The sequence below is a fragment of the Pedobacter polaris genome, from assembly GCF_005116505.1.
Lineage (GTDB): Bacteria > Bacteroidota > Bacteroidia > Sphingobacteriales > Sphingobacteriaceae > Pedobacter > Pedobacter polaris.
In genome coordinates, this window is the sequence record NZ_SWBR01000003.1 from 525,071 (window position 1) to 537,668 (window position 12,598).

Annotated in this window: 15 protein-coding genes; 8 read left to right on the plus strand and 7 right to left on the minus strand. The window is 34.1% G+C overall.

Annotated elements, in window-relative coordinates:
* Nucleotides 1–2 precede the first annotated feature (2 nt).
* From FA048_RS14310 to FA048_RS14335, 6 genes are all read left to right on the plus strand, one after another.
* Nucleotides 3–761: a Rossmann-like and DUF2520 domain-containing protein gene (locus FA048_RS14310; protein WP_136842261.1), complete on the plus strand. Its 759-nt coding sequence runs from the start codon at nucleotides 3–5 to the stop codon at nucleotides 759–761.
* 42 nt (nucleotides 762–803) lie between these two features.
* Entirely contained in the window at nucleotides 804–1,136 is a 333-nt protein-coding gene (locus FA048_RS14315; RefSeq protein ID WP_136842263.1) for a 2Fe-2S iron-sulfur cluster-binding protein, read from the plus strand.
* A 54-nt stretch (nucleotides 1,137–1,190) separates the two neighbouring features.
* Nucleotides 1,191–1,436: a Fe-S cluster assembly protein IscX gene (gene iscX / locus FA048_RS14320; RefSeq protein WP_136842265.1), complete on the plus strand. Its 246-nt coding sequence runs from the start codon at nucleotides 1,191–1,193 to the stop codon at nucleotides 1,434–1,436.
* Between the two features lie 35 nt (nucleotides 1,437–1,471).
* Nucleotides 1,472–1,999 (plus strand): KdsC family phosphatase, encoded by a 528-nt coding sequence (locus tag FA048_RS14325; RefSeq protein WP_136842267.1) that lies wholly within the window; start codon nucleotides 1,472–1,474, stop codon nucleotides 1,997–1,999.
* A gap of 174 nt (nucleotides 2,000–2,173) precedes the next feature.
* Nucleotides 2,174–2,584: a hypothetical protein gene (locus tag FA048_RS14330; RefSeq protein ID WP_136842269.1), complete on the plus strand. Its 411-nt coding sequence runs from the start codon at nucleotides 2,174–2,176 to the stop codon at nucleotides 2,582–2,584.
* A gap of 75 nt (nucleotides 2,585–2,659) precedes the next feature.
* Nucleotides 2,660–3,229: a Maf family protein gene (locus tag FA048_RS14335; RefSeq protein ID WP_136842271.1), complete on the plus strand. Its 570-nt coding sequence runs from the start codon at nucleotides 2,660–2,662 to the stop codon at nucleotides 3,227–3,229.
* A gap of 36 nt (nucleotides 3,230–3,265) precedes the next feature.
* Here the strand turns inward: FA048_RS14335 and FA048_RS14340 are convergent, their stop codons facing one another.
* The 4 genes from FA048_RS14340 to FA048_RS14355 all read right to left on the minus strand — a co-directional run bounded on the left by FA048_RS14340 (nucleotide 3,266) and on the right by FA048_RS14355 (nucleotide 7,295).
* A complete protein-coding gene (locus tag FA048_RS14340) occupies nucleotides 3,266–4,171 on the minus strand; it encodes a Ppx/GppA phosphatase family protein (protein ID WP_136842273.1) in 906 nt (301 codons plus the stop codon).
* The gene (locus tag FA048_RS14345; RefSeq protein ID WP_136842275.1) at nucleotides 4,168–4,884 is read right to left on the minus strand and encodes an SDR family NAD(P)-dependent oxidoreductase; all 717 of its coding nucleotides are present in this window, start codon (nucleotides 4,882–4,884) and stop codon (nucleotides 4,168–4,170) included. Before FA048_RS14345 ends, FA048_RS14340 begins: the two co-directional genes overlap by 4 nt.
* 175 nt (nucleotides 4,885–5,059) lie before the next feature.
* Nucleotides 5,060–6,391 carry an ABC transporter permease gene (locus tag FA048_RS14350; RefSeq protein WP_136842277.1) on the minus strand — a complete coding sequence of 444 codons (1,332 nt, stop codon included), beginning with the start codon at nucleotides 6,389–6,391 and terminating at the stop codon, nucleotides 5,060–5,062.
* Nucleotides 6,384–7,295, minus strand: coding sequence for an ABC transporter ATP-binding protein (locus FA048_RS14355; protein ID WP_136842279.1), 912 nt, complete (start codon nucleotides 7,293–7,295; stop codon nucleotides 6,384–6,386). The genes FA048_RS14350 and FA048_RS14355 overlap by 8 nt, the downstream gene beginning before the upstream one ends.
* 345 nt (nucleotides 7,296–7,640) lie before the next feature.
* Here FA048_RS14355 and FA048_RS14360 point away from each other — a divergent pair, with 345 nt between their 5' ends.
* Nucleotides 7,641–9,017, plus strand: coding sequence for a DUF3472 domain-containing protein (locus tag FA048_RS14360; RefSeq protein WP_136842281.1), 1,377 nt, complete (start codon nucleotides 7,641–7,643; stop codon nucleotides 9,015–9,017).
* Between the two features lie 401 nt (nucleotides 9,018–9,418).
* Nucleotides 9,419–9,919, plus strand: coding sequence for a hypothetical protein (locus tag FA048_RS14365; RefSeq protein WP_136842283.1), 501 nt, complete (start codon nucleotides 9,419–9,421; stop codon nucleotides 9,917–9,919).
* A 115-nt stretch (nucleotides 9,920–10,034) separates the two neighbouring features.
* Here the strand turns inward: FA048_RS14365 and dnaJ are convergent, their stop codons facing one another.
* The 3 genes from dnaJ to FA048_RS14380 form a co-directional block, all read right to left on the minus strand.
* Nucleotides 10,035–11,210, minus strand: a complete 1,176-nt coding sequence (gene dnaJ / locus FA048_RS14370) for a molecular chaperone DnaJ (RefSeq protein ID WP_136842285.1) — start codon at nucleotides 11,208–11,210, stop codon at nucleotides 10,035–10,037.
* A 3-nt stretch (nucleotides 11,211–11,213) separates the two neighbouring features.
* Nucleotides 11,214–11,786, minus strand: coding sequence for a nucleotide exchange factor GrpE (locus FA048_RS14375; RefSeq protein WP_136842286.1), 573 nt, complete (start codon nucleotides 11,784–11,786; stop codon nucleotides 11,214–11,216).
* A 128-nt stretch (nucleotides 11,787–11,914) separates the two neighbouring features.
* Entirely contained in the window at nucleotides 11,915–12,598 is a 684-nt protein-coding gene (locus tag FA048_RS14380; protein WP_136842288.1) for a cell division ATP-binding protein FtsE, read from the minus strand.

Genomic DNA, 12,598 nt, shown 5'->3' on the forward strand with positions numbered 1-12,598 from the left:
AGATGAAAGTTGTAATTATAGGTGCCGGAAATGTAGCTACACATATTGCGAAGGCCTTAAAAGCCGTAAATGTGCAGATTTCACAAGTTTGGTCTTATCATTATGAAAATGCACTGTTATTAGCTAATGAAATTAATGCCATTGCAGTTAAGGATTTAGCTGAACTTGATAATGATGCTGATATCTATTTAATTTCTGTTAAGGATGATGCAATTGCAGAGCTGGTAAAGCACTTAAGCTTATGTAAAGGCATAATTGTACATACATCTGGCTCGGTAAATATTGATGTATTTGTAGATTTAACAGCTTATGGGGTATTTTATCCTTTACAGACTTTTTCAAAAAATAAAGAAGTAGACTTTTCAAATATTCCACTTTGTTTAGAAGCAAATGATGGAAAAACACTAGCCATTTTAAAAGATGTTGCCAGTAGATTAAGTAACAATGTGCTAGAAGTTAGCAGTGAAAAAAGAAAAATTTTGCATTTGGCTGCGGTTTTTGCCTGTAATTTTACCAATCATTTGTACGCAATGGCTGATGAAATTTTAAAAGCAAATGAATTAGCATTTGATATCATTAGACCCTTAATTGCTGAAACAGCTAACAAGGTACAAAATGCATTACCAGCTGAGGTACAAACTGGACCTGCAATTAGAGAGGATAAAGAGACAATAGAAAAGCATGAAGAGTTGTTAAAAAATCAACCCGAATTGCTAGAGATTTATAAAACTTTAAGTGAGAGCATTAAAAAAACGAGATAATTGTAATATTGCCGTTTTAGCTCCTTACTTTTGCAACGAATTATGAGTATTTTTAAATTAAAAATAAATTTTGAAGAAGCCGGTAAATTGCCTGTGGAACTACCCATTGCTGCTGGAGAAGATGTTTTAGATATTTGCTTAGACAATGGAATAGAGCTACAGCACAATTGTGGCGGAGTTTGCGGATGTAGTACTTGCCATATTTATGTGAACAAAGGGATGGACAACATTCAAGAAATTTCTGATAAAGAGGAGGATTTTATTGATAGAGCCGTTAGGCCTCGTATTACCTCTCGTTTAGCATGTCAATGTGTAATTTTAGATGGTGATATTGAAGTAACTATTCCAGATCAATCAGAATTTTTAGGACACTAGTTCAGTTTGCAGTTTTCAATTACCAGTTAACATTTCAACCTTACAACAAAAATTATGAACAACGATAAATTTGCTTTACCAATTTACTGGAACGACCACGAAGATATTGCTCAAGAGCTCTATGAGAAATTTGGTAATGAATTTGGTGAATCTAAGATATACCGCATCAGATTTACAGAATTATTAGAATGGGTACTTGAACTTCCTAATTTTAAAGGCACTAGAGAAGAAAGTAATGAAGGTCATCTAGAGCAAATTCAATCTGCATGGGTATACGAGTGGAGAGATAATCAAGATTAAGTTAAATAATACCTTAACTTTCAACCTTAGTCTCTATGTTTCTAGAAAAACTTAAAAATATTACCACATTCATTTTTGATGTTGATGGCGTTTTAACTGATGGAACTGCTATTGCTTCAGAATCTGGTGATTTGCTGCGTACCTTTAACATTAAAGATGGTTACGCTTTGCAATTGGCTTTAAAAAAGGGTTACAAAATATGTATCATTTCTGGCAGTGGAGGAGCTGCAACTACTAAACGTTTTGAAAACTTGGGTTTGCCTGATGTTTTTTTGCGAGTAAGCGATAAAGTTGAAGTTTTTGAAAGCTACTTAAAGGAAAATAACATTTCTCCTGATCAGGTTTTATATATGGGCGATGATATGCCTGATTATTATGTAATGAAATTGGTTGGCATTGCCACTTGCCCAATTGATGCCGTTGATGAAATTAAACAAATATCACATTACATTTCGCCTAAAAGAGGTGGCGATACCGCTGTGAGAGATGTAATTGAAAAAGTACTTAAGGTTCAGCAAAAATGGTTCGATCTTAATCCAGATGCTGCTATTTCTAGCAAATAAATTGCTTTATACCGTTGTGTTATAACTACTTAAAATTGCAACAATTAAGTTACCGCAATCAATTAAACTTTCTGATATTTTTACGTTCTAAGAACCATAAATAACACCAGAAATCTCTAATAAACCTAAGGGATTCAAAAACACGTAAAATCAAAAACAACAAAAGAAAAAATTATGAAAAAATTAATGATTATCTGCGGATTATTATTCGCTACAGTATCTTTCGCTAATGCGCAACAAGGTGGTGGTCAGGGCGGTCAACGTAGAATGATGGCTACTCCAGAAGAGAGAGTTAAACAATTAGACGAAAAAGTTAAATTAACTGACGATCAAAAAACTAAAGTTACTGCAGTTTATACAGCAGCGGCTGATGAAATGAAAAAAGCTCGTGAAGAAGCTCAAGCTGGTGGAGGTGATAGACAGGCAATGATGGCGAAATTTCAAAAAATGAACACTGATACTGATACTAAAATCACTGCACTTTTAACTGAAGATCAGAAAAAAGCTTACAAAACTTGGCAAGATGAGGTTAAAGCTGCTAGAGAAAAAGCAATGAAAGAGCGTCAAGCTGGCGGTGGTCAATAATTAAGCACAATTTATAAATAACAAAAGCGACTTTTCGGTCGCTTTTGTTATTTTAGCACAAATTTAAATTCAATTATGTATAAGCAGGAATTCCCGATAATTTTAGCCTCAAAATCACCCCGCAGACAGGAATTAATGAAGCTAATGGGTTTAGATTTTACCATTGAACTTAAAGATATTGATGAAAGTTACCCTGATGGTTTAAGCCCTGCTGAGATTGCCATATATATAGCTGAGAAGAAAGCAACAGCTTTTACAGCTACAGAAAATCAAATTGTAATTACAGCAGATACTATTGTTGCTTTAGATGGAGAGATTTTAGGTAAGCCAAATGATAAAGTTCATGCACAAGAAATGTTAAGTAAACTTTCTGGTCGTAAGCATGAAGTTTATACTGGGGTAACTTTGATTAAAAATAACCGTACGGTAAGTTTTTATGATTTATCTGAAGTGTTTTGTAGAGAAGTTACTGCTGAAGAAATTGATTTCTACATAGATAATTATAAACCATTTGACAAAGCTGGAAGTTATGGTGTACAAGATTGGTGGGGGTTAGTAGTAGTAGAGCGAATTCATGGCTCTTATACCAATGTTATGGGCTTGCCAACAGAAAAATTATATCAAGCATTAAGCGATTTGAAGTAACACAATTGTCAGTCTGACCTCTTTAATTTATATAGTCTAACTTCTCAAACTGTGTAAAACTCCCATTTTCAGATCATAAGTAGATAGTTTAATTTTTTTAATTCCGAACTCTTGTAACACATAATTGGTTAATAAACTTGCCATTACAATCATATCTACTCGAAGTGGAATAAGATTGTCCATTAGTTCCCGTTCCTGATGGGATGAATTAATTAACAGATTGGCTAGTTTCTCATATTCTGGCAAAGAAATATCAGCTGTGCTAATTTCTTTAATAGCTATGGTTGGAGAAATCATTTGAATAAATGTTTCAAAAGCGCCTGCAGAACCAATTAAGGTTTCAGGTTGATATTCTTCACAAATGATGCGAAGTGCTTTAAGCTCATTTTCTATATGATCAAGAATTTTTTGTTTATCAATCTCATTAAGGGGATCTGATTTAAAGAAGCGCTGCATGAGCCTCGCTGCACCAATATTATAACTTTTCTTCCATATTAACTCTTCTTCGTCACATATAATAAATTCGGTGCTACCACCACCAATATCCATAATTAAAGATTTGCTAGTAATGGCTCCACTCAATTTTACACCATCATAAATAAATTGAGCTTCTTCGTCTCCATCAATAATATCTATTTCAATACCTGCTTGTTCATTTGCAGCACTAACAAAATCTTGGCCATTTGTTGCGCTACGAACACCAGAGGTAGCTGTTGCTTTTACAATATCGATATTATGTTTATCAAGCTCAGCTTTAAACTCTTGTAAACATGTTATACCTCTATTAAAGGCTGATGGAATAATCAAATTATCCTTTGTAATGTCTTCACCTAGTTTTACTGGCTTATTGGTTTTGTAAATTATTTGCAGTTCAGGCCCGTTCTGTTCAGCGATAACTAAATGGAAAGTGTTTGTTCCTAAGTCAATTGCGGCTATTTTCATCTTATTCTTTCGTATAAAAAGCGGGGTAATATTTTTAAGAACCAGGCGATAATTCGCCATCTCCTGGTTACATATATAACGGTTTTTTTAGCTTTAATTGCATTATGAATTTGAGTTGCAGCTTTTTCAGGTTTTGCTACCCAAAACTTTCCTTCACCTTTAGCCATTGCGGTATCTACAAAACCTGGTCTAATATCTGTAATGGTAAGCACTAGCTTCTGTTGCTTGGCTTTTTGTCTTAATCCTTCTAAATAATTAATTTGGTAAGCTTTACTAGCGTTGTAAGCAGGCGCTGCAGCACCACCCCTTAATCCAGCAATAGAACTTATTACTGCAATTTGCCCACTTTGTTGTTGTGCGAAATATTGATAAGCCCAAACCATTACTTTGTTAAAAGCCACTACATTTACATCTACTGCAGGTAATTCTAATTCTATTTTTAAATCTGCATTTAATTCTCCAACACCCGAGCTATAAATCAATAAGTCTAATCCGCCTAATTTTTCCGTTATGGTATTTAGGTTTTCTTTTAGGTTTTCGGCGGTAATATCGAAAGCTAAATAGCAAAAACTATCAGGTTTTTCATTGTCTAATTTTGCCAGTAGATTTTCTCTGCGACCAGTGATTCCAACTTTATAGCCATTATCTGCCAGTAGTAAAGCTAAAGCTTTTCCAATACCAGATGTAGCACCTATTATTATTGCTTTTTGCATATTTTAGAATTTACCATCTAAGAAGTATAAGAACATATAAGAATGGAGTATTGTGTAAACCACCAAAGAAAACCAACGGGAACCTTAGCTATAAATCTTTGGTTTTCCTAGGTGTCTTGGTGGTTAATTTACTGTGTTCTCTATGATTTTCTCTTTTTCTCAGTGTTAAAAGCGTTTAATTTTTATAAGTAAACCACTTAAACATTTCTTTAAAAGTAGTTTTCTTACCGTACATTAAAATACCAACGCGGTAAATTCTACTTGCAACCCAAACGGTTCCAATAAAACCAATAATTAAAATGGTCATTGATAAAGCCAATTCCCAACCAGGTACGCCATAAGGCATACGTACAACCATGGCAATAGGAGAGGTGAATGGTATCATTGAAAGCCAAAAAGCTACATTGCCATACGGATCATTGGTAACCACACTCAAAGATAAAGCATAGCCTAAGAGGAGTGGCATCATTACCGGCATCATAAATTGCTGTGTTTCGGTTTCGCTATCAACAGCAGAGCCAATGGCAGCATAGAGGGCGCTATAAAACAAATATCCTCCTAAAAAGAAGAAAACAAATACCGAAATAATTTTGCCAAAATCTAATCCTGCCAAGTTTTTTTGTATGTCTCCTATTGGTCCTTGAGTTTGTGTAACTACTTCTGTTCCTTTTGCAATTTGGTTGCCCTCTGCACTTGTAGTTATCTTTTTAACATCAGCTTTATCAATCAAAACCGTAGCAGCAATTGTACTTATGGTAAATGTTAAAACAATCCATAATATAAATTGGGTAAGTCCAACCAGTGCAATACCGATAATTTTTCCCATCATCAACTGAAATGGTTTTACAGAAGAAATCATCACCTCAATAATTCTGCTTGTTTTTTCTTCAATTACACCACGCATCACTTGGATCCCATACAGCATAATGAACATAAACATTAAAATACCAGCAATAAAAGCAATAATTGTACTTGCTCCTGCGCTGCTGGATTCTTCCTTTCCAGTTTCTGCTGCTATTTTTTTAGTTTCAATGTTAACGGATGTTTTCAACTGATCCAGATCATTTTGCGAAATGCCAGATTCCTTTAATTTCTGATTGCGAATTAATTCTTCAATATCTCTAGAAATGCGTCCATTTAATGACAATCCAGCTTGTTTTTCACCAAAGAGTTCAATGCCTTTTGGATCTTCTAACTTAAATTCTGGTAAGTATAAGACATAATCATAATCTGATTTTTTTAGTGATTTTTTCATCACATCTAATGCCTGATCTACATATTTATATTCAATGTTTTTATCAGTAACTAGTTTATCTGTTAATGTTTTATTGGTGCTAACTACGGCAATTTTATCATGTGTATCTTTTATGCCTTTGTAAGTGAAATAACCAATTAAACCGTAAATTCCAGCTATTAAAAGTGGAGTTAAAAAAGTCATGATGATGAATGATTTTTTCTTCACTCTCGATAAATATTCTCTTCTTATAATGAGTAAAACCTTATTCATAATCTTGTCTTTTAACTTTGTCAATAAAAATATCATTCATGGTTGGTATTACCTCATCAAGGCGATGAATTGCCACATAAGGCAACAAGGCTGATAACACTTCATTTGCTGTTTTATGTTCTTGCAATTGAATTTTAAGGAGTGTTTTACCTTTTATATTTTCAGCTTGTAAAACATTAAAAATTTCTTTTGCATTAGCTGTTTCGTAGTCGCCTTCGTATTCAATCCAATAAGTATTGTTGCGATAAGTTGATTTAATTTCATCAACGCTACCATCTAAAATTTTCTTAGAACGATCAATTAAAGCAATATGATCACAAAGTTCTTCCACACTTTCCATTCTATGGGTAGAGAAAATAAAAGTTGCACCTTGTTTATTCAATTCTAAGATTTCGTTCTTAATAATATCTGCATTTACAGGGTCGAAACCAGAGAAAGGTTCATCTAAGATGATTAGTTCAGGCTGATGTAAAACGGTTGCCACAAACTGAACTTTTTGCTGCATTCCTTTACTCAAATCCTCCACCTTCTTACTCCACCAATTTTCCATTTCTAGTTTCTCGAACCAAAATTTAATGCGCTTGGTAGCTTCAGCAGTGCTTAATCCTTTCAATTTAGATAGATATAAGACCTGTTCGCCAATTTCCATTTTTTTATACAAACCACGTTCTTCTGGTAAATAACCAATTTGTGAAATATGGTTGCTGTTTAAACGTTCGCCATTGAAAAGCACTTCGCCACTATCTGGAGCGGTAATTTGAGTAATAATTCTAATTAAAGAGGTTTTGCCTGCACCATTCGGACCCAAGAGACCAAATATCTTTCCGCTTTCTACTTCCAAGCTAACTTGGTCTAAAGCACGGTGCGTGGCATATTGCTTTACAATATTTTTTACGCTGAGCATTTATAATGTTGTTTTGAGTTTAGTAAATATAAGATGCAAGGTTGATTAAAATGTTACTGTTTTTGAAGAATTAGGATTGATTATTTAAATAAACAGTTGTTTTTGGGAAAGTTTACACAAACGTTTGTGTCTGCTTGCCAAAAGCATAGCTTTTAAATTTAATATTCTTAATAAATAAGATGCGAGGTTGATTAAAATATTACTGTTTTGAAGAATTAGAATTGATGGCTTAAAATAGTTGTTTTTTTCAGAGAAAGGTTACGCAAACGTTTGTGTATGCTATCAAAAGCATACCTTTTAAAATTTAATAATCTGTTATTTTGCTAAATACATAATTAACAAAAAATGAAACCAATTTTAAGTTTATTTATTGCCCTACTTATTTTATCTAATGATAGCTTTGCGCAACAAAATCAAGTATTTATTATTCCGGCAAATAAGGCGTATGCCACACCTTTTGTACCTGGATGGCCTGGAGTTTCTATTCCGGTAGGTTATCCTGAAGATAAGGGAATAGTATCTAATTGGCGAGACCAAAATAAAAGTGTGGTTTGGTATCTCTACCAAACAACTGGGAGCTATGATTTTTCCTTTAACGATATTGTAGATAAGGACAAGACTTTGGAATTTGAGCTTACTGTTACACCAACATATCCTATGGTAGGTTTCAAAAACTTGAAGAAAAAACTAATCTTCAAAGGTACGGGTAAATCAGATAGTTTATTTGTCGCTAATATCGTGGTTCCTAATACCGGATATTTCAGATATGAACTAAGGCCCATTTCAAATCCAGAAGGTGCTATTAAAATTAACTCATTAGTATTTAAGTCACTTAAGTCAAATGGGCAAGTAAATCAAACTGATTACCAATCTTCACCCTCAGTGCACTTAAGTTTCAGTACAACTGCACCAACAACGAAAGCTTACAATTGGATTTATCAAGAGATTTTAGTGCCAAAAGGCGGAGATCCCTTGGCAACTTATTACATGAGTTTGGGCTTTTATCGTGGTTACATGGGCATACAAACCAATTCTACTACAGAAAGAAGAGTATTGTTTTCTGTATGGGATAGTAAGGATGCTGAAAATGATAAATCCATTACTAAGCAAGATTTTGTTTCGTTTGTTGATAAAGGCAAAACAACAATGATAAATAGTTTTGGTAATGAGGGTACAGGAGGACAATCTTATGTGAAAACAGCAGGTTGGAAAACCGGCGAGCCAATTAAATTTATTATGAATGTAAAAGCGCTGGATAACAATTCAGTATTGTTATCTGCTTGGTATAAATTGGAAGGACAAGCTTGGAATTATGTTGCGACCTGGAGAGCGCCGAAAGAACATCGAATGTTTGATGGATTTTACTCTTTTTTAGAAAATTTTGGTTATACCAATGGGCAATTGCGTCGTGAAGCATATTATTACAATGCTTGGGGAAAAGAAGCGGCCACTGGAAAATGGATAAATTTTAATAAAGTTAGTTTTTCTAATACTGATGGTAAAGTAGGACAACGTATAGATTTTGAGCAAGGTGTTTCGGCTAAGTTTGCAGATAGGTTTTATATGTCATCTGGTGGTTATACACAGACTGTGAAAACTGCGAATGAAATTCCATTAGCTTCTAAATCATTTGTTATTGATTTAAAACCTTTTGAAGAACGTATTTTATTGGCCTTAAAAAATGAAGTCAGTAACCAAGAAAAGTTCAAGAAAAATAAATAACCAAGGATCATTCTCTTTTCAAAAAAAAATCCCGTTGGCTGAAACTTTCGGGATTTTCTTTTTAACGGATTCTAATTCAAAATATTCTTTCATTTTATAAAAGAAGCTCTTGTCGTTTTTACCAGGTTGAAGTTTGAAATTGAGAGAGGCTTTTAGCTTTTCTAAATTGTTCTTTTGCCAGCATTTAAAGATTAGGTGCCAAATGTTTATATGTATAATTTTAAGACAATCCTTTTGACTTTAACAAGTTTTTGTATAAATGTTTAAGCTGATGGGCGACGCCATGTTTCAAACTGAAGTTAGTTATGAATTTATTTTTTAGAAATTGTAGCGAATACTAATGTTTGCTCGTATAGCATTATAAACCTAATAACAAACCACAACTAAAAACAAACTATAGTATGAAAAAATTTATAATTGCTTTTGCAATCGTATTTATTGTAAACCTAGGATGCAAAAAAATAATAGATCAACCAGTTTGTGCTTGTTCTCCAGTATCAACAGGATATTTAAATTTAGTTGTAAAGAATGCTGCAGGAAATGATTTGTTGAATTCGAATGTTACAGGCTCATTTGCGCAGAACCAAATTCAACTGTATGCTAAAGATGCTAATGGTAATATTAAACAAATCAATTTTTCGATACGCCCGCCTATAACTTTTAATGCTGAAAAGTTTAATTACCATCAATTATTATCACAAGAGATTGCAATATTAGCCAAATCGATTGATCATACTTTTTATTTGAAGTTAGGAAACCAACTTCCTTATGAAATTAATTTACAAGTAAGTTCCAACTTAAACAAAGTAGAAAAAGTATTGATAGACAAAAAGGAAGCGCCAAAAGATACTGGTAAAATAGCTACTGATTTGGGATTAACTATATACCATTTAAATATTTAATTGTAGGGCGAAAGCAAACTTAGTAGAGGGAGTTTGCCAAGCCTTGCAATTATAATAGACGTAAAACAAAAAAACCGATGCAATTTGCACCGGTTTTTTTGTTTTTTATTAATTTTTATTCGAAATATTCTTTCATTTTATCGAAGAAGCTCTTGTCATTTTTACCAGGTTGTGGTTTGAAATTCGGAGAGTCTTTTAGCTTTTCTAAAATTGCTCTTTCTTCAGCATTTAAAACTTTAGGTGTCCAAATGTTTACATGTATAATTTGATCGCCTCTATGATAAGAATTAACTTCTGGAATACCTTTGCCTTTTAAACGCAGCAATTTGCCACTTTGAGTTCCGGCTTCAATTTTAATTTTAGCTTTTCCATCAATTGTAGGCACTTCTGCACTATAACCTAACGCGGCGTCAACAATACTTACATGTAAATCGTAAACAATATTGTTTCCTTCACGTTTTAATGTATCGTGAGGTAATTCTTCAATTAAGATGATTAAATCTCCTGGTACACCTCCATTTGGTGCTGCATTACCTTTTCCAGCCATGCTTAATTGCATGCCTTCACTTACGCCTGCCGGAATATTAATGGTAATTGTTTCTTCACCACGAACAGTTCCTTCACCATGACAAGCGCCACATTTTGCTGTGATTTGCTGACCACTGCCATGACAAGTAGGGCAAGTTGCAGTAGTTTGCATTTGACCTAAAATGGTATTCGTAACCCTACGTACAGCGCCACTACCACCACAAGTTTTACAAGTGCTTACAGAACCTTTATCTTTTGCTCCAGATCCATCACAAGTTTTACAAGTGATTTGTTTATTAACCTTGATTTTCTTCTCTGCACCATTAGCAATTTCTTCAAGTGTTAGTTTTACTTTGATACGCAAATTGCTTCCTTTTGCAACCCTACGTCCGCCGCCACCACGAGATTGACCACCACCGCCAAAAAAGCTATCAAAAGGACTACCGCCGCCACCACCGAAAATATCTCCAAATTGACTAAAGATATCTTCCATGTTCATGCCGCCGCCGCCATAGCCACCGCCACCACCTGCAGCACCTCCCACACCGGCATGACCATATTGATCATAACGTTGTTTTTTCTCAGGGTTACTTAAAACCTCATAAGCTTCTGCTGCTTCTTTAAATTTGTCTTCTGCAGCTTTATCGTCAGGGTTCTTGTCTGGGTGATACTTGATAGCCAGCTTGCGGTAAGCTTTTTTAATTTCTTCCGCCGATGCGCTTTTGGTAACGCCAAGTATATCGTAAAAATCTCTTTTGCTCATTATTTAACTACCTACTACCACTTTGGCAAAGCGAATAACTTTGTCGTTTAATGTATATCCTTTTTCTAATTCATCAACCACTTTACCTTTTAAATCATCGCTAGGCGCAGGTATTTTAGTAATTGCTTCATGTATATCAGTATTGAAAACAGTATTTAAACTTTCCATTTCCTTTAAACCTTTTTGGTTTAAAATGCTTTTAAGTTTAGTTTGTACTAACATAATTCCTTCACGAATTGCGCTTACTTCAGTTGCATTTTCAGTAGCTTTAAGTGCTCTTTCAAAATCATCTAAAACAGGTAAAAGAGAAACAACTACATCTTTACCAGCAGTTTGCAATAATTCTACGCGCTCTTTTTGAGTTCTGCGTTTGTAATTGTCAAACTCAGCAAATAAACGCAGATATTTATCGTTTAACTCGCTGTTTTCTTGTTTTAATTTCTCTTCTGGCGAAAGTTCGATAACAGGTTCTACCGGTGCAGCTTCTGTGCCTTCGGTTTGTACATCAACTATTTCTTGCTCAGTCTGATTATTCTCTATAATCGGTTCTTCTTCCTTTTTCTTCTTATTAAACATGTTTTGTATTCGTGTTTTTTGTGTTGAAACTCAAAAGTTTTGCCAATAACAAAAATCAGCCATGCTGTCAGTTTAACTAAACAATAACTGAACAGAATGGCTGAAATATAATATTTTGTCAGAAATGACTAAGCAATTTGCGCATCTTCATGCACTACACCACCTTCACATTTTATAATTCGAGAAGGGAAGGTACGGATGATATGATAATCATGAGTTGCCATTAAAACAGCAGTTCCACTTTGGCTAATTTGTTTTAATAACAATACAATTTCTTCAGATGTATCTGGATCTAAGTTTCCAGTAGGTTCATCAGCTAAAATAATTTCTGGATTATTTAATAGTGCTCTAGCAATTACCACACGTTGCTGCTCGCCGCCAGAAATTTCATGAGGCATTTTTTTAATTTTAGAACGTAAACCTACTTTTTCTAAAACATCTTTAATACGTTCGTTAATTAGGTTCTTATCGTTCCAACCTGTAGCTTTTAATACAAATTCTAAATTCTGCTCAACTGTTCTATCGCTTAGCAATTGGAAATCTTGAAAAACGATACCTAATTTTCTGCGTAAATATGGAACATCTTTATCAGCAAGGTTTTTAAGGTCGAAACCAGCAACTGCGCCAGCTCCATTGCCTATATGCAAATCGCCATAAATTATCTTTAACAAGCTGCTTTTTCCAGATCCTGTTTGACCAATTAAAAAGACAAATTCGCCTTTGGCTATATCTAAATTTACGTTTGAGAGCACTAAATGTTTTTGTTGAAAAACATCTACTTTTTGCAAGTTGATAACTACGTTTTCTGCCAT

What these genes read in the sequence shown, in the direction of transcription:
- FA048_RS14310 (WP_136842261.1), top strand. Translation starts at nt 3, where the DNA reads ATGAAAGTTGTAATTATAGGTGCCGGAAATGTAGCTACACATATTGCG.
- FA048_RS14315 (WP_136842263.1), top strand. Translation starts at nt 804, where the DNA reads ATGAGTATTTTTAAATTAAAAATAAATTTTGAAGAAGCCGGTAAATTG.
- iscX (WP_136842265.1), top strand. Translation starts at nt 1,191, where the DNA reads ATGAACAACGATAAATTTGCTTTACCAATTTACTGGAACGACCACGAA.
- FA048_RS14325 (WP_136842267.1), top strand. Translation starts at nt 1,472, where the DNA reads ATGTTTCTAGAAAAACTTAAAAATATTACCACATTCATTTTTGATGTT.
- FA048_RS14330 (WP_136842269.1), top strand. Translation starts at nt 2,174, where the DNA reads ATGAAAAAATTAATGATTATCTGCGGATTATTATTCGCTACAGTATCT.
- FA048_RS14335 (WP_136842271.1), top strand. Translation starts at nt 2,660, where the DNA reads ATGTATAAGCAGGAATTCCCGATAATTTTAGCCTCAAAATCACCCCGC.
- FA048_RS14340 (WP_136842273.1), bottom strand. Translation starts at nt 4,171, where the DNA reads ATGAAAATAGCCGCAATTGACTTAGGAACAAACACTTTCCATTTAGTT.
- FA048_RS14345 (WP_136842275.1), bottom strand. Translation starts at nt 4,884, where the DNA reads ATGCAAAAAGCAATAATAATAGGTGCTACATCTGGTATTGGAAAAGCT.
- FA048_RS14350 (WP_136842277.1), bottom strand. Translation starts at nt 6,391, where the DNA reads ATGAATAAGGTTTTACTCATTATAAGAAGAGAATATTTATCGAGAGTG.
- FA048_RS14355 (WP_136842279.1), bottom strand. Translation starts at nt 7,295, where the DNA reads ATGCTCAGCGTAAAAAATATTGTAAAGCAATATGCCACGCACCGTGCT.
- FA048_RS14360 (WP_136842281.1), top strand. Translation starts at nt 7,641, where the DNA reads ATGAAACCAATTTTAAGTTTATTTATTGCCCTACTTATTTTATCTAAT.
- FA048_RS14365 (WP_136842283.1), top strand. Translation starts at nt 9,419, where the DNA reads ATGAAAAAATTTATAATTGCTTTTGCAATCGTATTTATTGTAAACCTA.
- dnaJ (WP_136842285.1), bottom strand. Translation starts at nt 11,210, where the DNA reads ATGAGCAAAAGAGATTTTTACGATATACTTGGCGTTACCAAAAGCGCA.
- FA048_RS14375 (WP_136842286.1), bottom strand. Translation starts at nt 11,786, where the DNA reads ATGTTTAATAAGAAGAAAAAGGAAGAAGAACCGATTATAGAGAATAAT.
- FA048_RS14380 (WP_136842288.1), bottom strand. Translation starts at nt 12,598, where the DNA reads ATGGCAGAAAACGTAGTTATCAACTTGCAAAAAGTAGATGTTTTTCAA.